Genomic DNA, 19,000 nt, shown 5'->3' with positions numbered 1-19,000 from the left:
GCTGTGATTCATTTTTGAGGAATACCACCATGACGGCAGTCACCCTGATCACACCCGGCACCGACCGCGAGCAAATCGTCGAAGGCGACAACCCGCTGGGTCTGGAAGGCATCGAGTTCATCGAGTACGCCACAGCCAAGCCGCAGGCGCTGGGCCAGGTGCTGGAAACCATGGGTTTCAAGCCGGTGGCCCGGCACCGTTCGCGTGAGGTGCTGCTGTACCGCCAGGGGGGCATCAACGTCATTGTCAACGCCCATGCCAAGGGCTCGCCTTTAAGTGACAAACCGGTCATATCCGCCATGGCCCTGCGCGTGCGGGACGCAGCCACTGCCTATCGCCGCGCGTTGGAGCGGGGCGCCTGGGGTGTGCCGACCCATGTCGAGGTGATGGAACTCAACATACCGGCCATCCACGGCGTCGGTACCAGCCGCATTTATTTTGTCGACCGGCACAAACAGTTCTCGATCTACGATGTCGATTTCACGCCCATTCCCGGTGTTGACCAGCACCCGCCGGCCACTGCCGGTCTGCATTTTTTTGGCATCGTGCAGTACATCGGCAATGACCGCTCCGAAGACTGGACCGAGTTTTACCGTGAACTCTTGGGCTTTTCGCCACTACCTGCCGAGCAGCGCTTTGGCATCCTGCCCAAGGGCCGTATTTTGTGCAGCCCCTGTCCACCGGCGTCGCGCTTTTACATTCAACTGATCGAGCCCGAAGCAAGCGTGCTTGATGTGGAAGACGACGAGGGCCTGCACCGCATTGGCCTGGGCAGCGCTGATGTGCTGGCGACCGTGGCCGAATTGAGCCGGCGCGGTGTCGAGTTTGTGTCGTCGCCCAGTGTGCAGACCAGTGAGCGCGGGGCCTTGAGCAAAACCTGGCTTGGCAGTGTCAGCTTCGAGATTGTTCACGACCAGCGCGGCTGACCGTCATGAACAACGCCAACATGAACGATTTCAGCATGGACAGCCGCGCGCTGGCGGGTTCATTGACCGCCAAACTTCGCGCTGTGCGTGAGGCCGGATTTTCACAGATCACACTCTGTGCCCAGGATCTGGTGAACCACCCTGACGGGGTGGATGCCGCCGTCGCCAGCGTGCAAGCCAGCGGCCTGTGCGTGTCCGGTTTTCAGGCCGATTGCGATTTTGAAGGCCTGAGCGGCCCGCTGCACATTTTCAAACTCGACCTGGCCAAGTCGATGCTCATGCTGTGTCAGGCGATGGACTGCCCGCTGCTGGTGTTGCCAGCCTCGCGCCTGGCACCCGCCACGGACGACACCCCAACCCTGGTGCGTAACCTGCGCCAGTTGGCCATGCTGGCGATTCCCTTGAACATCAAAATTGCCTACCATGGCTGGACCGGTGCAGCCATGGCGCAAACCTATTTACAGGCCTGGGATCTGGTATGCGAGGCCGACATGCCCAACCTGGGGTTGAGCCTGGACAGTGAGAATGTGCTGACTGCCAATTTGTCGCAAGACGATCTGCTGGCCGACCTGGAAATGCTCGATGCCGACAGGCTGTTTCTGGTGCAATTGACCGACCTGTTGGTACAGTCCAGGCTGCCCGCCCAGCCCCTGCGCGTACTCCCTGGCGATGGCACATATCGCGTGGCATTGGCCGCGCTGGTTACCAGCCTGCACGGCTTGGGTTACCGGGGCAGCTACAACCTGGCTGCTTTCAATGGCGACTACGCAGCCATGCCGCCACACCATGTGGCGCAGCGTGCCAGGGGCTCTGCCTTGTGGTTGGGCCAGGACGTATTGCAACGCTCGGTACCTCTGCCCAACCAGATCCGCTTGCGAAGGTCGTTGACTGTTTAATTTTTTGAGGTTTCATGAGCAGTCTGTTCGAGAGCTTTGTAGCCACCCCGGAGGTTTCCGAGGCACTGGGTGACCGTGCCGTCATCGAAGCCATGTTGCGTTTTGAGGCTGCGCTGGTGCGGGCACAAGCCAGTGCCGGTTTGCTGCCGCAGGACGCAGCCCAGTCGATCATTGGCACCTGCAAGGTCGAGTTGTTTGATGTCCCCAAACTGGTACGCGAGAGTCGACGCACACTTTGCCTGGCGACACCGCTGGTGGCCAGCCTGCGTGAGACGGTGGCCTTGTTCAACCCGGGCGCGGCTGTCTGGGTGCACTTTGGCTGCAGCGATCAGGAACTGGTGGATACCGCCCTGGTGCTGGTCATGCGCGACGTGCTCAAACATATTGAAACGGACCTTGGCAAAACCATTGAGACGTTGCTGACGCTGGCGGTGCGCCATGAAAGCGACGTGATGCTGGCGCGCAGTCCGTTGCAGGCCGCCACTATCACCAGCTTTGGATTGACCTGCAGCCAATGGGCTGTGCCTTTGGTACGCAACCAGCAACAGCTGCAAGCTGCCAGCGAGCAGGCCTTGCGCCTGCATCTGGGTCATGCCCTGACAACGCTGGCCGACATGCAGGGCAAGGGCCCTCAGGTGATGTCTTTGATGGCCACCGAGTTGCAGCTCCAGACTCCGCCTTTTGCCGGAGATGGCGGGCACGACCAAACCGTGGCATTGGCCTGTGCCTTGGGACTGCTGGTGTGCAACCTCAGGAGGATCGCGTTCGAGATGGCCCACCTGACACAGTTTGAGCTGGGCGAGCTGACGCAGCTTGACGTCGCCCTGGCTGCGGTACCCGGTGCCAAGCCGGCGCCACCGGTCGCGACCAGCCTGCTGTGCATGGTGGCGCAGGTGGCTGCGCAGCGGGTGCCGCAACAGGTGGCCGGGTTGCTGGCTACCTTGTCGCAGCAACATGGCAACGCGCTGGGCAACTGGCAAGCCCAATTGGCGCAGTGGCCCGCTTTGCTGTCGGCCAGCCAAAGCATCACACACGCTGTGGCCCAACTGGTGGCCGGTTTGCGCGCCGAGCCCCAGCGCATGCGCTCCAACCTGGAGGCGGTGCGCGCCAGCCTGCCTGCCAAAGAAGTCAAAGTACGGTTCGCCCCGGAACTGCTGCATCAGGCAAGCGAGCTGACCCGAAGCCAGGTCAAGGCCTTGCGGCATTCCTTGTGATGCCCATCCTGGCCATCACCGGCCCCATTTACATGGCGATCGCGCTGGGGTATGCGACCACCCGCGGCGGCTTGTTCACGCGGGCCGACATGCGCGTGTTTGGCCAGTTTGTCATCAAGCTGGCCTTGCCTGCCATGTTGTTCAACGCTTTGTCACAGCGCCAGATCGGCGAAATCCTGAACGCCAGCTATGTGCTGGCTTATCTGGCGGGGACGCTGGTGTTGATTGCCCTGGGCTTGCTGTGGGGCAAACGAAAGGGGCTTGGCCCAACGGACAGCGTGGTTGTGGTCATGGGCATGACCTGTTCCAACAGCGGCTTTGTCGGTTACCCCATTTTGCTGCTGTTGGTGGCTCCGGTTGCTGCGGTGGCGCTGGCGCTCAACATGCTGATTGAAAATCTGCTGGTGATCCCGCTGCTGCTGGCACTGGCCGAACGCAGTCGCGGCGAAGCCGGCCATTGGACGGTGGTGGTGTTCCAGTCCTTGAAGCGGCTGGCCGTGAACCCGCTCATCATTGGGTTGGCGGCCGGGGTGCTGGTGTCGGTGATGCGCTGGCAGTTGCCGGAGCCGGTGCTGCGCGCCATCAATCTGTTTGCCTTGTCCAGTGCCGGACTGTCCCTGTTTGTGATTGGCGGCACCCTGGTCGGCCTGCCCCTGGCTGGCCTGGGGCAGCAGATCATGCCGATTGCGTTTGGCAAACTGGTGTTGCATCCGCTGGCCGTGTTTGCTGCGGTCATGGCGTTGCCGATGATGGGCCTGGCCGCGCTGGAGCCCTCCTTGCGCATGGCCGCCGTGCTGCTGGCTGCCATGCCGATGATGGGCATCTACCCGATTCTGGCGCAAAGCTATGGCAAGGAAAATCTGGGTGCTGCCGCGCTGCTGGTGACCACCATGGCGTCGTTTTTCAGCCTGAGCTGCTTGATTTGGCTGCTGGGGTAGGCGCGTCAAGCCTGGTTTTTCACCCCAGGTTTTGTCCGTGGATCAACCAGGCTGACCTGTTCTCCGCAGGATGTGCACATGGATAATCCATGGCACGATGAACCTGAACCTCGATTTTCTAAGCCTGCCCTTGCTCGGTGCTTCTGCGCTGATTTTTATCAGCGTGCTGGTTGGTGTGTTCTCGAAAAAGGCTGGGTTCTCATTTCTGCTGGCTTTTCTGGTGACCGGGATACTGGCCGGCGTTGATGGGCCGGGCGGCTGGGAGTTCAGCGACTACCGCCTGAGTTTCTGGGTGGGCAATATTGCGCTGGTCATCATCTTGCTTGATGGTGGTCTTCGCACCGATTACCCACGATTTCGCACCGGTCTGAAGCCGGCCCTGGTGCTCGCCTCGCTGGGCGTGCTGCTGACGGCAGGCCTCACTGCCGTTGCCGCAGTCTACCTGCTCAGGCTGAGCTGGACCAATGCCCTGTTGCTGGGCGCCATCGTCGGCTCGACCGACGCGGCGGCTGTTTTTTCTCTGCTCAAGACGTCCGGCGTGCAATTGAGCGAACGGGTGGCCACCACGCTGGAGATCGAGTCCGGCATGAATGACCCGATGGCGGTGTATCTGACACTCACCCTGATTGGACTGGCTTCAGTTGCAGCCACTGGCGCCGCCGCTGATCTGACGTTCAGCGTCATCGCCTGGTCGCTGCTCAAGCAGTTTGCCTGGGGCGCGCTGCTCGGCGTGGGGATTGGGCGGATTTTTGCCGGGGGCTTGCCCCGCATTTACGAATTGGAAGCTTCCGGGGCCGTCATTGCACTGCTGCTGGCCATGGCAGGCCTGGCAACCTTTGCCTTTGCCACCTGGGTCGGCGGCTCGGGTTTTCTGGCGGTTTACCTGCTGGGTATTGTCTTGAACCGAAGGGTGCCGGGCATTGTTCAATCGGCGTTGTCCGCGCTCGACGGCTATGCCTGGTTGTCCCAGGCACTGATGTTTGTGCTGCTGGGTCTGCTGGTGACCCCCTCGGAGATCGAAGGATTCGTCTGGCCGGCCCTGGGCGTGGCCGCCGTGCTGATGTTCATTGCCCGGCCGCTGGCGGTTGGCTTGTGCCTGGCCCCCTTGCGCTTTAGCCTGAAGGAAATCGCCTATATCGCCTGGGTTGGTTTGCGCGGGGCGGTGCCGATTGTGCTGGCGATCTTTCCTTTCATGGCCGGCTTGCCCGAGGCACGAATCATCTTCAATGTGGCTTTTGTGGTGGTACTCGCTTCGTTGTTGTTGCAGGGCAGCACGATCGGCTGGCTGGCCCACAGGATGGGCGTGGCGCTGCCCGATCAAAACGACACGTCTGCCGTGCGGGCCGTGTTTGGCGACTTCACGCTCCAGGCCAACACCAGGGTGGCAGATGTTTGCGACTTTTACGGTCTGCAGGCACCGGATGATGCTGATCTGAGCGTCGATGCCTGGCTTACCCAGGCCATCAGGCGGCCGCTGGTGGTGGGTGACCACATGGCGTTGGACAGTGCTGAATTGAGTGTGCGCACCATGTCAGACGGCGTCGTCAAAACCGTTGGTCTGAAGCTGCCAATGCCAACAGAGCAGGTCAGGTCAAGCCGAGGTAACTCTGCAAGGCATCGAAGATGAGTTTGAGTGACACCGCGAACAAACTGATCTGTACGATCCGGTAAAACCAGACATCGGCCATGCGCCGCGTCAGATAGGCGCCGCAAACGGTTCCGATCAGGGCAAACGGAATCAACACGGCAGCGCTCCACAGGGTCTCGCCCGAATAGGGCCGCAAATTCTGATAAGGAAGAATTTTGGCGGCGTTGATCACTGCAAAGACGATGGTGGCAGTCCCGGCGAATTCTGTTTTTGGTAATTTTTGCGGCAGCATGTACACCTGAAAGGGCGGGGCACCGGCATGCGAAATAAAGCTGGTAAAGCCTGCCAGGCTGCCCCAGAACCAGCCCTTGACGGTATCTGCGGGCTGTGCCGGCGCATTGTCTTGTTTGCGCAGCCACACATTCAGGCAAAACGCCACCCCCACAACACCAATCAGAAACGTGATGGCCATGTCCGAAACGAGGGAGGCGGTCAGCCATCCGACCAGCACACCGAAGACGCCTGCCGGGATCAGGATGCGGAGGTTGGCTGCACTGTAGTCACGCCGGTACAGCCAGATGCCAACGACATCGGAAATGACGAAGATGGGGAGCAGCAAGACGGCAGCTTTTACCGGTGACATCAGCAGGGACAACACCGGAACGGCCAACATGCCAACAGCGGGCAGACCGCCCTTGGAAAGACCAACGAGCAGGGCCGCGCAGCCCGCCAGCCAGAAATACAGGTCCGCATTCACTGGGCAGGCTCCTGGAAATTCAATTCGGCCAAATCCTTGATGAGGCGAACCTGCTGCGCGACGTCCGGACTCAATGCATCGGGAGGAAGCAGTGCATAAACCTGCATCCCGGCCGCCAGACCCGCCTGGATGCCCGGCAGGCTGTCCTCGACCACAGCACAGTATTGCGGCGCCACGCCCATGGCCCTGGCAGCATGCAAAAACAGGCCCGGATCAGGCTTGTAGATGCCCACTTCATAGGCGCTGAACAGGCGGTCCGGGAAAAACCCGAGCAAACCTGTGAGGCCCAGTGTCAGTTCAGCTTTTTCCCGTGGTCCATTGGTGGCCACGCAAAACGGAATCTTCAGCGTCTCCAGCAACTCGAATGCGCCAGGAATGACCGCCAGACCTTCATTGAAGCGCTCAGCCTGCGCAGTGCGGACACTGCGCGCGAAATCCAGTTCAAAACCATCCGGCTTGTGCTGCAGTTGCGCGCCAATCCAGGTTATGCAATCGGCCATGCGCACACCGCGAAACTGCTGGTGGGCCTGTTCACGCGTGAAGTCAAGGCCCAGCGCACGGGCATGGGCGTGCAACACGTCCATGCTCGGCACTTCGCTGTCTACCAGTGTGCCGTCGCAGTCAAAAATGACAGCCTGAATGTTGTTTTTCACCATGGGATGGCGGTCATGATGGGCTTGTTTTTTTGTCATCTACAGCGACTCTGCAAACCCGAACAAGCGGCGCGGGGTGTCATACCCGATGGCTTGACGGTCGGTGGCATCGGGTACCAGTTGTGCAAACAATGCCAGCAACGGGCCATAGTCGATGCGCGCCGGTGCCCGTAGAAACGGCCAGTCGGAGGCCCACACCAGGGCCTGTGGTGTGTAGGCCTGCAGCAGCGCCTGCACATAAGGCCACGCATCCGGGTAAGGATAGGGCAGGGTGCTGCATTTGGCCAGGCTGGACAGCTTGACGCAGGCACGCCCGGTCTCTGCCAGGGACAGCAAGGCTGTAAAGCCGGCCTGGCCCACGCCCGCCTTCGGGTCCGGGCGGCCGCAGTGGTCGAACAGCAGCTGGGCACCGCTGTCCTGCAGCAAGGGTTTCAGGGCCACCAGGTCATCGGCCTGCACCTGCACCTGCGCCCACAGGCCCAGATCGCGCAAATGCTGCAGCAGTGGCCCGGTGTCGCGGTAAAAATCCACACCGAGCAACGCCACGTTCATGGCCACGCCTACCACGCCCGCCGCCTGCAGGTCCTGCAACTCGGCACGACTGGCGTCATTGCGCACCACGGCCACGCCCTTGAAGCGTCCCTTGCCCTGTGCCAGCGCGTCCAGCAGGCAACGGTTGTCCAGACCGTAGCCCGAGTTGGGTCCGACGATCAGTGCGTGCGAGACACCGTGGGCATCAAGCACATGCCCCAGCTGGATCGCCGTGCCGGTCTCGCCAGCGGCCGGGCGATACCAGGTGTCTGGCGCATAGGGAAAACGGTCCGGGTCAAAGATGTGGACGTGGCAGTCGATCATGGGGTTGTGCAGGGATGTCATGGGGTTACCAATCAGGTGGATTCCGGGCTGGTCCGGGTCGCGGCAAAGCGCTGTTCCATCTCGCGGCGCATCTGTTTGCGCAGTTCAGCGGCAGCATGGCGGCGCAGTTCGTCAGGCGTGGTGGGTTGCAGCGGGGTCACGAGTGCCGGTTTTTTGTCATCATCGACCGCCACCATGGTGAAGAAGCAACTGTTGACGTGGCGCACCACGCGGTTCTGGATGTTCTCGGCAATCACCTTGATGCCGATCTCCATCGACGAAGAACCTGTGTGGTTCACCGACGACAAAAAGGTGACCAGCTCGCCGACATGAATCGGCTGGCGAAACATCACCTGGTCGACGCTGAGCGTGACCACGTAGCGTCCGGCGTAGCGGCTGGCGCAGGCAAAGGCCACCTGATCCAACAATTTCAAAATGGTGCCGCCATGCACGTTGCCGGAAAAATTGGCGGTGTCGGGGGTCATCAGCACCGTCATCGACAGCTGGTGAATCGGCAAATCCATGGGGAGGGGCTCCGGTTACAGGCGCAGCGCGAGCGCCAGGGGGATAAAAAACAGCGCTGCCGCATTGCCGATGATGACAATGCTGGCCACCTTGTCGGGTTCCTGCTGGTAGCGTTCGGCAATGATAAAGCTCGACACCGCTGGCGGCAGCGCACCAAAGACAAACAGCATATCTTGCTCCAGCAGGCTCAAGCCGGTCATCAGACCAAATGCCCAGGCCACCAGCATGCCGGTGAGCGGTGTCACGCAGGCGCCCACCAGACCGGTGCGCCAGGCACCCAGGTGGGCGGACGACAAGCGTACACCAAGAGAAAAAATCATCAGACCCAGGGCAATGTCACCGAGCATCCTGGCAGCGACCATTAGCGGTGGCCACACCGTCAGGCCGCTCAGGCTGACAAAAATACCGACACCGGCGGCTGCCAGCAAAGGTTCACGCCAGAGCATTGTTGCATTGAAACGCCCACTCAGCAGCCAGATGCCCACGGTGAACTGCAACACCGTCACCACCAGCATCAGCACCACGGCGGCCCCCAGCGTCTGTTCGCCAAAGGTCAGCAGCAGCAAGGGCAGACCCATGTTGCCAACGTTGTTGAACATGGACGGCGGCACCAGGGTCCTGGGGTCCATGCCGAGCAGCCGGGCCACGAGCCAGGTCAGGACACCCGATCCCAGCACCACGACGGCGCAGCCCAGGGCGATGGGAATGTGGTCTGCCAGATTGAACGATTTGCCCGCCAGCGCCGAAAAAAACAGCGCCGGCAAAAACACCGAAATGTTGAGGCTGTTGGCCACCTGCATGTCAGGCCGGTGCTTGCGCCCATAGGTAAAGCCGATCATCACAATGATGAAGATCGGGAAGACGATGCTGACGATGCGCAGGAGCATGGGGCTTTCGCCTCAATCCTTCGCGGCGAGGGCGCCGCTCCCACAAGCCGCAGCTTCTGCAGGAGGGCGGACCCGGGCCGGTGGCTGTCCTTGCGTCAAGCCGCCAGTTTCCAGTTTTTGGGCAGGCCGGCCAGTGGTGTCATGCCGTAGACCGGTTCGCCCGGCAGGCCGGCCATCAGGGGTTCCCGGGCGGCGATGAGTTTTTCAATGTCGACACCGGTGCTGATGCCCATGGCCTCGAACATGAAGACCAGGTCTTCGGTGACCACGTTGCCGGAGGCGCCGGGCGCATAAGGGCAGCCGCCCAGGCCACCCAGCGACGCATCAAAGGTGCGCACGCCCACGTCATAGGCTGCCAGGCAATTGGCCAGGCCCAGGCCACGCGTGTTGTGCATGTGGGCGGCGCCGGTCTTGTCGCCAATGGCTGCGCGCACCTTGTTGAAGAGACGGCGCACCTGGGCCGGGTTGGCCATGCCGGTGGTGTCGGACAAACCGGCTTCGTCGACCCCGGCAGCGACCACCTGTTCGGCCATCCAGACCACATCGTCGTCGGTCACTTCACCCTGGATGGTGCAGCCAAAGGCGGTCGAGAGACCCGCTTCGATCTTGACCCCCGGCGCGATCTCGTCGCGCAGGTGCACGATGGCGCGCACTTCCTCGACCATGTCCTTGCGGCTCTTGCGCACGTTGGCCAGGGAATGCGCTTCGCTGGCCGAGCACGGGATGGTGAGCTTGTGCACGCCCGACTTCAAGGCCGCCTCAGCACCACGCAAATTGGGCACCAGCGCCATCACCGTGACACCGGGGTATTGCAGGGCGTGACGCACCACCTCGGCCGCATCGGCCATTTGTGGTAACAGCTTCGGCGGAACGAACGAGCAGACCTCGATTTCGCGCAGGCCAGCGGTCACCAGTGCGTCGATCCAGCGAAATTTGTCGGCGGTGGGCATGGTCGCCTTGACCGATTGCAAGCCGTCGCGCGGGCCGACTTCAGAGATCAGGACATCTGGGGTGGTGGGTTGGGTCATGGTGTTGCTTCCAATACGTTTAACAAATGTATCTCGTCACTGTGAGCGAAGCGCGGCAGTCCATGTGTTGATGGATTGCTTCACTTGGTTCGCCATCACGGATTCATGTTTGCGCCACGGCACGCAGGGCTTCGGGCGTGGTGCTGGGGTAGCCAAAAAATTCCAGGTAGGCCGGAATCTGCTCAAACAGCATGTCCGAGCCGATCTGAATGCGGCAACCCCGTGCCTGCGCGGCTTTCAAAAAGGCGGTCATGTCGGTTTTCATGACCACTTCACCGACGAAGGTGGACGGGTCCACCCGCGCCATGTCGACCGGCAGCGGGTCGCCGTCGTTCATGCCCATCGGGGTGGCGTTCACCAGCAGTTCGTAACCCGCCGGGTCCTTGGAGCCGGTGCGTACCGACATGCTCGGGTAGTGTTGTACCAGGCGCTGGGCCAGGCCGGTTGCGGCTTCGTCATGGACATCGAACAGATCCATTTCCAGCACGCCCGCAGCAGCCAGCGAGGCGGCAATGGCGCAACCGACACCACCGGCGCCCACCACCAGGGTGCGGCGGCCTTTGGGGTCGAAGCCCTTGCGCTTGAGGCCGCGGACGAAGCCTTCACCGTCAAACATGTCGCCCTGCAAGCGACCATCGGCCAGGCGACGCACCGCGTTGCACGAGCCGGCGATGGCCGCCGTCGACAGCACTTCGTCGAGCAGGCCCACGGTGGTCACCTTGTGCGGCATGGTGATGAGGGCGCCGCGGATGTTGACCAGCTTGAAGACGGTGCGCAAAAAATCGGGGTAGTCGGCCGCCTGGCAGCCCATGGGCACCACGATGGCGTTGATGCCGGAGGCTTCAAACCAGGGGTTGTAGATTTTCGGGGCCTTGAATGCGAAGGTCGGGAAACCGATGTGCGCAATGATTTCGGTATTGCCGTCGATCTTCATTTTTTTGCAGCCTTTGCAGCCGACACGCCAGCGCGCAAGGCCAGCAGATAACTGTCCACGCCAAAACCACAAATCTGGCCCATGACGATTTCGCCGAACACCGAGTGGTGGCGGAATTCCTCGCGCGCATGGATGTTGGACATGTGCAACTCCACGACCGGGCAGGTCAGGATGGCCAGCGCGTCACGAATGCCATAGGAGTAATGCGTCCAGGCGCCGGCATTGATCAGCACGGCATCGACACCGTCCTGGTAGCCCTGGTGGATGCGCTCGCACATCTCGCCTTCACAGTTGGTCTGGTAAGCCTGGACCTCGACACCCAGTTCCTGGCCGAGCGCGCTCAACGAGGCATTGATCTCGTCGAGCGTGATGGTGCCGTACTGCTTGGGGTCGCGCTTGCCAAACATGTTGTGGTTGATGCCGTGCAGCATGAGAACTCGCATGAAATTTCCTGTGAAGTTGTAAAAAGATGAGCACATGGATGACCAGCGCCTCTTGGGACGCTGGTCATGACACCCTTATTTGCGCATCTTGGCCAATTCGGCCTGGACTTCCGCCACCGTCTCTTCGCCCACGTTGGCGCTGAACTGGGCAATCACCGGTTTCATCTTCTCGCGCAGCTTGGCCACTTCAGCCGGTGCAAACTCCGACACGGCCATGCCATTTTTCTTCAACAGCTCCATGTTCACGGCCACTGCAGCACGCGCCTGTTCGCGCTGGTACTTGGTCGCCTCGTCGGCCGAGTCATCCAGAATTTTGCGTTCGGCCGGGCTCAGACTGTCCCAGATCTTCTTGCTGAAGATCACCGACTGCGGGTTGTACTGGTGATTGGTCATCGTCATGTACTTCTGGACTTCCCAGAACTTGCTGGTGGCAATCACCGACACCGGGTTTTCCTGACCGTCAATGGCTTTTTGCTCCAAGGCGCTGTACACCTCGGGGAAGGGCAGCGGGGTCGGGTTGGCGCCCAGCGCCTTGACCCAAGCCACGTTGATCGGGTTCGGGATCACGCGCAGTTTCAGGCCCTCAATGTCTTCCACCTTGAGCAGTGGACGCTTGCTGTTGGTGATCTCGCGGTAACCCAGCTCCCAGTACGACAAGCCGATCAGGCCTTTGGCTTCGAGTTTCTGGTGCAGTTTCTTGCCCACCGGGCCATCCACCAGCGCGTCAGATTCCTTGTTGTTGGCGAACAGGAACGGAAAGTCGAAAATCGCCAGTTCCTTGGCCACGCTGGCCAGAATACCGGTATTCATGACAGCCATTTCCAGCGTACCGCCCTGGATGGCCGAAATGTTGGCCTGGTCGCTGCCGAGGATGCCGCCGACGAACATCTTGACCTGCATCTTGCCACCCGACTTGGCCGCCACCAGCTCCGAGAATTTTTTCATGCCAGCCACCGAGGGGTGCTCGCCTGCGCCATTGGTGGCGAACTTGAACGTGCGCTCCCTGATGTCCTGCGCAGAGGCCATGCCGAAAGCGGCCAGGGCTACGGCGGCAACGAGCGATTTAAGTACGAGTCGTTTCATTTGTCTCTCCATCTACAGTGCAATCGGGACGCCGTTAAAGGGGTTGAAGTGGTGGCGTGCCCAGCACCGCAACAACCCGGGAAAATCATTTGTAGAAGAATTCCAGGGGCGCCAGCACGAGGGCCGGGAAGAACACCAGCAGGAATAAAACAATCACGTCGGCGATCAGGAACGGCATGACACCACGTGCCACCTGGTCCATCTTCATCTTGCCGACACCGGCCACCACATTAAGCACCGTGCCCACGGGCGGCGTGACCAAGCCAATGACGCCCACCAGCACAAACAGTACGCCAAAGTACACCGGGTCAATGCCTGCGGCCTTGACCACCGGCACCATCACCGGTGCCAGAATCAGGATGGTCGGCGTCAGGTCCATCACCATGCCGACCAGCAGCAGCACCAGCATCAAAATGCACAGCAAGGTGGTGGGGCTTTGCATGAAGGGTTCCAGGATGCCGATGAGTTGTCCCGGCAGGTCGGCCACGGCAATCAGCCAGGCACTGACTGCTGCAGCTGCCACCATGAACATGATGACGGCGGTGGTTTTGGCCGAAGCCGCAAACACCTCGTACAACTGCTTCAGGCTCAATTCGCGGTACACCACGGTCGCCACAAAGAAGGCGTAGACAGCAGCCACCACGGCGGCTTCGGTCGGCGTGAAGACACCAAACTTCAAACCGACCAGGACGATGAGCGGTAACACCAGCGCCCAGGTCGACTCGCGGAAGGCCTTGACCAGGTTGGCGCGCGTGGCTTTGGGTGGGGTCACCACGGCTTCGGCGCGTGCCGTGAGCCACCAGGCAATCGCACAGGCGATGCCCATCATGAGGCCGGGCACGATACCTGCCAGAAACAGCTTGCCGATGGAGACGTTGGCAGTGACACCAAAGATCACGAACGGGATCGATGGGGGGATGATCGGGGCAATGATGCCGGCCGAGGCGATCAGACCGCCCGAGCGGGCCTTCTGGTGGCCGGCACGCACCATCATGGGCAGCAACAAGGCGGTCAGCGCGGCCGTGTCAGCCACCGCCGAGCCCGACAGCGAGGCCATCAGACAGGCCGCGATGATGGTCACGTAACCCAGGCCACCACGCACATGGCCGACCAGGGCAATCGCCAGGTCCACAATGCGCCGCGACAAGCCGCCAACGTTCATGATTTCACCGGCCAGCATGAAGAAAGGCACGGCCAGCAGCGGGAAGCTGTTGGCGCCTTCGAGCACGTTTTGCGCCAGAATTTGGGCGTCAAAATTACCCAGATGCACCATCAGGGCAACACCGGAAAGTAACAGGGAATAGGCAATCGGAATACCGAGCGCAACCGCCCCGATCAAGGCGGCTAGGAAAATGGCAATGGTCATTGAAAGCTCCGTATCAGTGGGTGGACGTCGATTTGGCGTTCTGTGCTTCGGCGGCACGTGCCTCGACTTCAAACTGTGCCAGCTCGGCAGCATGGTGCGCTTTACGGAGCTGTACCGGGGTGAGTTGGCCGCGCAGCGTGAACCACATGTCACTGAGCAGCATGAGCCCGGTGGAAACCGCAAACACCACCCCAGTGCTGTAGACCCAGGCCATGGAGTATTCGGTCACGGGGGCCTGCACGTCCCAATTGATCTTTGTTTGCGCCAAACTGCCAGAGAAAATCAGCCAGGTCGCCCATAGCATCAGCAACTGGCCGACCACCACAGCCACTTTTTGCAGCTTGGCTGGCAGCAGTTCCAACACCATGTCGCTGCCCATGTGGGCCTGCTCATGCACCGCAATGCTTGCCCCCAGAAAGATCAACCACAGGAACAGCCATCGCGACAATTCTTCGGACACCGCAATGCCGGAGTTAAAGGCGTAACGCATCACCACGTTGCCAAACACCATCAGCACCATGACGCCCAAGCAGATGACGATGATCATCGTCATCAACTGGCAATAGCGCCCAATTAATTTTTGAACCATATGTGTCTCCAGAACATGCTATTGCATTAATGTACTAACTGGTTAGTTTTTGATAATTAGGGTTTACCCTAATTTCTGCAAAAAACCCAGTTCGCCGTGCGATAAATTGAACCTGCTCAGGCGAGCATGAACCGGAGCACCATGTCGATGATGTTTTTTCGACGCACGGCAATGGCTTTGGGTGACGCTGGATCGTGATTGAAAATCAGGCCAAAGGTATGCTGGTTGGAGACATTGAAAAATGTCAACGCCGAGATGGACGCATGAATATCGACCGGGTCGAGTCCGGCGCGAAATACCCCGGACGCCACACCCCGGTCGTACAACTCCTGGATGGCTGCAATGGCAGGCACGTTAAGGCCCTGAATGCTTTTGCTTTGCGACAGGTAGGCGCCGCGCTGCATGTTTTCTGACATCACCAGGCGGATGAAGTTCTCGTTGTCATGGTGATGGTCGAAAGTAAAGCCCACCAGTTTTTGCAGCGCTTCCACGGGCGGTAAATCGGTCAGATGCAAACTTGATTCGATGCTTCGCATGCGGCGGTACATGTCCTCCAGTACAGCCCGGTACAAACCTTCCTTGCTGCTGAAGTAGTAGTAAATCATGCGCTTGCTGGTCTTTGTGGCCGCGGCAATCTCGTCAATGCGTGCCCCGTCCAGCCCTTTCTTGGCGAATTCGACAGTGGCTATTTCCAGAATCCCCGCCATGGTGCGCTCCGGGTCGTTGGTGCGGGTGAGCGCCCGCGCTGACGGTTTTGCGTCGGCCATTTGGATTGTGTGTGTTTTCTTGGGCGGTAAATGTACGGTTTGGTTCATTTGCAAAGTATAGGACAGTACGCTGCATCAGCGCCAGCCGGGCCCTTGCCGCAAGGCGTCACATTTGCCTTGCGGCAGACGGGTGTCGGGAGTACTTGCATAAATGACCAGGCGTTGAGAAAAATCATGAATCGTTCTTTGGTTCAAGTCTAGGCTGGGGTTTTCCCCCTTGAACAGCAGCACGGATGTTGTTAGATTGACCCTTATCAAAGCTATGTCGTTGTGTTCATAAGTATTTCACCCGAGGAGACTTCTCATGCCTTCATCCCCCTCCAGACTGTCACGGCGCACCCTGTTTGCCGGTGCGGGTACCGCGGGTGCGCTTGCTGCCGCGGTGAGCGTTTTGCCGGCAGTTCAAGCGGTGCCTGAAGCCGCTGCGCTGACCCGGACCAAGCCTGAAAAGGGCGGCGGCTACGCTCTGAGCGAGCATGTCAAGCACTATTACCAGACCGCGCGGGTTTAATCAGTTGGGGTCAGAGCACATCGCTTTGCGAGTGGTCTGACCCACAAAGAACCCAATTTTTTCGGAGACTTCCATGTTGTTAACCAAGAAATCTGATCGCCCGGGTGCAGCGCGTACGCCCTTTGTGCACAGCCTGCGGCGTGGCTTGTCGCAAGCTTTGCCCACCATGGACCGGCGTGCTTTTTTGCGTCGTTCGGGGCTGGGGGTGGGTGTCGGGCTGGCGGCTTCGCAACTGGCGCTGGTTAAAAAAGCCGGTGCTGCCACAGGCAATGTGGCGGTGGGTGAAGGCAAGATCGAGATCAGGCGCACGGTCTGTACCCACTGCTCGGTGGGCTGTGCGGTGGATGCTGTGGTTGAAAACGGCGTATGGGTGCGCCAGGAGCCGGTGTTTGATTCGCCTATCAACCTCGGCGCGCACTGCGCCAAGGGCGCTGCCCTGCGTGAGCACGGTCATGGCGAGTTCCGCCTGCGTTACCCGATGAAACTGGTCAATGGCAAGTACCAGCGCATCAGTTGGGACACGGCTTTGAACGAGATCAGCGCCAGGATGCTGGAGCTGAAAAAAGCCAGCGGCCCGGACAGCGTCTATTTTGTCGGGTCAAGCAAACACAACAACGAACAGGCCTACCTGTTGCGCAAGTTTGTCAGCTTCTGGGGCACCAACAACTGCGACCACCAGGCGCGCATCTGCCACAGCACCACGGTGGCTGGCGTGGCCAACACCTGGGGTTATGGCGCCATGACCAATTCGTACAACGACATGCAAAACAGCAAGTGCGCCTTGTACATTGGATCGAACGCCGCTGAGGCGCACCCGGTCAGCATGCTGCACATGCTGCACGCCAAGGAAACCGGCACCAAGATGATCGTGGTGGACCCGCGTTTCACCCGCACGGCGGCCAAGGCCGATGAGTACGTGCGCATCCGCTCCGGCTCCGACATCGCCTTTTTGTTTGGCGTGCTGTACCACGTCTTTCAAAACGGCTGGGAAGACAAGCAGTACATCAATGACCGGGTCTACGGCATGGAGAAAGTGCGCGAAGATGTGATGTCCAACTGGACCCCCGACAAGGTAGAGGAGGTCTGCGGTGTCAAACCAGAGCAGATGCTGCGTGTGGCGCGCATGATGGCCGAGAACCGCCCCAGCACGCTGGTCTGGTGCATGGGGCAGACCCAGCACACCATTGGCAACGCCATGGTGCGTGCCTCGTGCATTTTGCAGCTGGCGCTGGGTAATGTCGGCAAGAGCGGCGGCGGCACCAACATCTTCCGCGGTCACGACAACGTGCAGGGTGCCACCGACGTCGGCCCCAACCCTGACTCGCTGCCCGGCTACTATGGCATCGCAGAAGGCTCCTGGAAGCACTTTGCCAAGGTCTGGGGCGTGGACTTCGAGTGGATCAAGAAGCAGTTCGCCACGCCGGCCATGATGACCAAGCCCGGTATCACGGTGTCACGCTGGATCGACGGCGTGCTCGAAAAAAACGAGCTCATCGACCAGGACAGCAACCTGCGTGGCGTTTTCTACTGGGGCCACGCGCCCAACTCACAAACCCGTGGTCTGGAGATGAAACGGGCCATGGACAAGCTGGACTTGCTGGTGGTGGTCGACCCGTATCCGTCGGCCACGGCGGCCATGGCGGCCATGCCTGGCAAGCCCGAAGACCTGAACCCGAACCGTGCCGTCTACCTCCTGCCGGCAGCCACCCAGTTCGAGACCAGTGGTTCGGTGACGGCCTCGAACCGCTCCCTCCAGTGGCGCGAAAAAGTCATCGAGCCGCTGTGGGAAAGCCGCTCCGACCATATGATCATGCAGCAGTTCGCCGACAAGCTGGGCTTTGGCAAGGAGCTCTCGGTCAATTACAAGATGCAAAAGGTCAACGGCATGGACGAGCCGGCGCCGGAAGACATCCTGCGCGAAATCAACAAAGCCACCTGGACCATCGGCTACACCGGCCAGAGCCCGGAGCGCCTGAAAGCGCACATGCGCAACATGCACCTGTTTGACATCAAAACCCTGCGTGCCAAAGGCGGCAAGGACAAGGAAACCGGCTACGACTTCACCGGCGATTACTTCGGTTTGCCCTGGCCCTGCTACGGCACACCAGAGTTGAAGCATCCGGGTTCGCCCAACCTCTATGACACCTCCAAACATGTCATGGACGGCGGCGGCAACTTCCGCGCCAACTTTGGCGTTGAAAAAGACGGCGTCAACCTGCTGGCTGAAGACGGCTCGCATTCGCTGGGCGCCGACATCACCACGGGCTACCCCGAGTTCGACCATGTGCTGCTCAAAAAGCTGGGTTGGTGGGACGATCTGACCGACGCCGAAAAAGTGGCTGCGGAAGGCAAGAACTGGAAGACCGACCTGTCGGGCGGTATTCAGCGCGTGGTGCTCAAGGTGCATGGTTGCCATCCTTTTGGCAACGCCAAGGCGAGGGCTGTGGTGTGGAATTTCCCCGACGCCATCCCCAAACACCGTGAGCCGCTGTACGGCATTCGCCCCGACCTGGTGGCCAAGTACCCGACGCACGACGACAAAAAAGCCTTCTGGCGCCTGCCCACGCTGTACAAGACGGTGCAGGACAAAGCGATGGCCGACAAGGTGCACGAGAAGTTCCCGTTCATCATGACCTCGGGCCGCCTGACCGAGTACGAGGGGGGCGGCGAAGAAACCCGCTCCAACCCCTGGCTGGCCGAGTTGCAGCAGGAGATGTTCATCGAGATCAATCCCAAGGTGGCAGCCGACAAGGGCATTCGCAATGGTGAGCGCGCCTGGGTGTCCACACCCACTGGGGCACGCATCAACGTGCAGGCGCTGGTGACCGAGCGCGTCGGGCCCGACACGGTGTTCCTGCCTTTCCACTTCTCGGGACGTTGGCAGGGGGCTGACATGCTGGCTTATTACCCTTCTGGTGCGGCACCCGTCGTGCGCGGCGAAGCCGTCAACACGGCCACCACCTATGGTTACGACAGCGTGACCATGATGCAGGAAACCAAAACCACAGTGTGTAACGTGGAACGCGCATAAGGAGCACAA

At 60.4% G+C, this 19,000-nt stretch carries 19 protein-coding genes; 7 read left to right on the top strand and 12 right to left on the bottom strand.

Annotated elements, in window-relative coordinates:
* Positions 1-29: 29 nt before the first annotated feature.
* From NDJ10_RS07060 to NDJ10_RS07040, 5 genes are all read left to right on the top strand, one after another.
* Positions 30-926 carry a VOC family protein gene (locus tag NDJ10_RS07060; protein WP_296160536.1) on the top strand — a complete coding sequence of 299 codons (897 nt, stop codon included), beginning with the start codon at positions 30-32 and terminating at the stop codon, positions 924-926.
* A gap of 5 nt (positions 927-931) precedes the next feature.
* Positions 932-1,822: a TIM barrel protein gene (locus NDJ10_RS07055; protein ID WP_296160534.1), complete on the top strand. Its 891-nt coding sequence runs from the start codon at positions 932-934 to the stop codon at positions 1,820-1,822.
* A 14-nt stretch (positions 1,823-1,836) separates the two neighbouring features.
* On the top strand, positions 1,837-3,036 hold the full coding sequence (locus tag NDJ10_RS07050) for a lyase family protein (protein ID WP_296160532.1): 1,200 nt from the start codon (positions 1,837-1,839) through the stop codon (positions 3,034-3,036).
* Complete coding sequence (locus tag NDJ10_RS07045) at positions 3,036-3,974, top strand: AEC family transporter (RefSeq protein WP_363318691.1); 939 nt, start codon at positions 3,036-3,038, stop codon at positions 3,972-3,974. The genes NDJ10_RS07050 and NDJ10_RS07045 overlap by 1 nt, the downstream gene beginning before the upstream one ends.
* A 97-nt stretch (positions 3,975-4,071) precedes the next feature.
* Positions 4,072-5,601, top strand: a complete 1,530-nt coding sequence (locus NDJ10_RS07040; RefSeq protein ID WP_296160528.1) for a potassium/proton antiporter — start codon at positions 4,072-4,074, stop codon at positions 5,599-5,601.
* On the opposite strand, the gene NDJ10_RS07035 is transcribed toward NDJ10_RS07040, so the two are convergent.
* The 12 genes from NDJ10_RS07035 to NDJ10_RS06980 form a co-directional block, all read right to left on the bottom strand.
* Positions 5,561-6,319, bottom strand: a complete 759-nt coding sequence (locus tag NDJ10_RS07035) for a sulfite exporter TauE/SafE family protein (RefSeq protein ID WP_296160527.1) — start codon at positions 6,317-6,319, stop codon at positions 5,561-5,563. The genes NDJ10_RS07040 and NDJ10_RS07035 overlap by 41 nt on opposite strands.
* On the bottom strand, positions 6,316-6,975 hold the full coding sequence (locus tag NDJ10_RS07030) for an HAD-IA family hydrolase (protein ID WP_296160525.1): 660 nt from the start codon (positions 6,973-6,975) through the stop codon (positions 6,316-6,318). Before NDJ10_RS07030 ends, NDJ10_RS07035 begins: the two co-directional genes overlap by 4 nt.
* A 36-nt stretch (positions 6,976-7,011) precedes the next feature.
* Complete coding sequence (locus NDJ10_RS07025) at positions 7,012-7,848, bottom strand: amidohydrolase family protein (RefSeq protein ID WP_296160523.1); 837 nt, start codon at positions 7,846-7,848, stop codon at positions 7,012-7,014.
* 11 nt (positions 7,849-7,859) lie between these two features.
* Entirely contained in the window at positions 7,860-8,351 is a 492-nt protein-coding gene (locus NDJ10_RS07020) for an acyl-CoA thioesterase (protein ID WP_296160521.1), read from the bottom strand.
* A gap of 15 nt (positions 8,352-8,366) precedes the next feature.
* The gene (locus NDJ10_RS07015) at positions 8,367-9,239 is read right to left on the bottom strand and encodes an AEC family transporter (RefSeq protein ID WP_296160520.1); all 873 of its coding nucleotides are present in this window, start codon (positions 9,237-9,239) and stop codon (positions 8,367-8,369) included.
* A gap of 95 nt (positions 9,240-9,334) precedes the next feature.
* Positions 9,335-10,267 (bottom strand): hydroxymethylglutaryl-CoA lyase, encoded by a 933-nt coding sequence (locus NDJ10_RS07010; RefSeq protein WP_296160518.1) that lies wholly within the window; start codon positions 10,265-10,267, stop codon positions 9,335-9,337.
* A gap of 103 nt (positions 10,268-10,370) precedes the next feature.
* The gene (locus NDJ10_RS07005) at positions 10,371-11,201 is read right to left on the bottom strand and encodes a shikimate dehydrogenase (RefSeq protein WP_296160517.1); all 831 of its coding nucleotides are present in this window, start codon (positions 11,199-11,201) and stop codon (positions 10,371-10,373) included.
* Positions 11,198-11,644 carry a type II 3-dehydroquinate dehydratase gene (gene aroQ, locus NDJ10_RS07000; protein ID WP_296160516.1) on the bottom strand — a complete coding sequence of 149 codons (447 nt, stop codon included), beginning with the start codon at positions 11,642-11,644 and terminating at the stop codon, positions 11,198-11,200. Before aroQ ends, NDJ10_RS07005 begins: the two co-directional genes overlap by 4 nt.
* 75 nt (positions 11,645-11,719) lie before the next feature.
* Positions 11,720-12,727 (bottom strand): TRAP transporter substrate-binding protein, encoded by a 1,008-nt coding sequence (locus NDJ10_RS06995; protein ID WP_296160515.1) that lies wholly within the window; start codon positions 12,725-12,727, stop codon positions 11,720-11,722.
* Positions 12,728-12,812: 85 nt separating this feature from the next.
* Complete coding sequence (locus NDJ10_RS06990; RefSeq protein ID WP_296160514.1) at positions 12,813-14,093, bottom strand: TRAP transporter large permease subunit; 1,281 nt, start codon at positions 14,091-14,093, stop codon at positions 12,813-12,815.
* A 13-nt stretch (positions 14,094-14,106) separates the two neighbouring features.
* A complete protein-coding gene (locus tag NDJ10_RS06985) occupies positions 14,107-14,682 on the bottom strand; it encodes a TRAP transporter small permease (RefSeq protein WP_296160512.1) in 576 nt (191 codons plus the stop codon).
* A 116-nt stretch (positions 14,683-14,798) separates the two neighbouring features.
* Positions 14,799-15,449, bottom strand: a complete 651-nt coding sequence (locus NDJ10_RS06980; RefSeq protein ID WP_296160511.1) for a TetR/AcrR family transcriptional regulator — start codon at positions 15,447-15,449, stop codon at positions 14,799-14,801.
* Between the two features lie 304 nt (positions 15,450-15,753).
* Between NDJ10_RS06980 and NDJ10_RS06975 the strand changes: the two genes are divergently transcribed.
* Together NDJ10_RS06975 and NDJ10_RS06970 are read left to right on the top strand one after the other, a co-directional pair.
* Positions 15,754-15,960: a formate dehydrogenase gene (locus NDJ10_RS06975; RefSeq protein ID WP_296160510.1), complete on the top strand. Its 207-nt coding sequence runs from the start codon at positions 15,754-15,756 to the stop codon at positions 15,958-15,960.
* 73 nt (positions 15,961-16,033) lie between these two features.
* Positions 16,034-18,991, top strand: coding sequence for a formate dehydrogenase subunit alpha (locus NDJ10_RS06970; protein ID WP_296160509.1), 2,958 nt, complete (start codon positions 16,034-16,036; stop codon positions 18,989-18,991).
* The last annotated feature ends 9 nt before the right edge of the window (positions 18,992-19,000 follow it).

The sequence above is a fragment of the Rhodoferax sp. genome, from assembly GCF_023700745.1.
GTDB lineage: Bacteria > Pseudomonadota > Gammaproteobacteria > Burkholderiales > Burkholderiaceae_C > Rhodoferax.
Note: the sequence above shows the minus strand (reverse complement) of the source record. Positions and strands in the feature narration are given on the sequence as shown.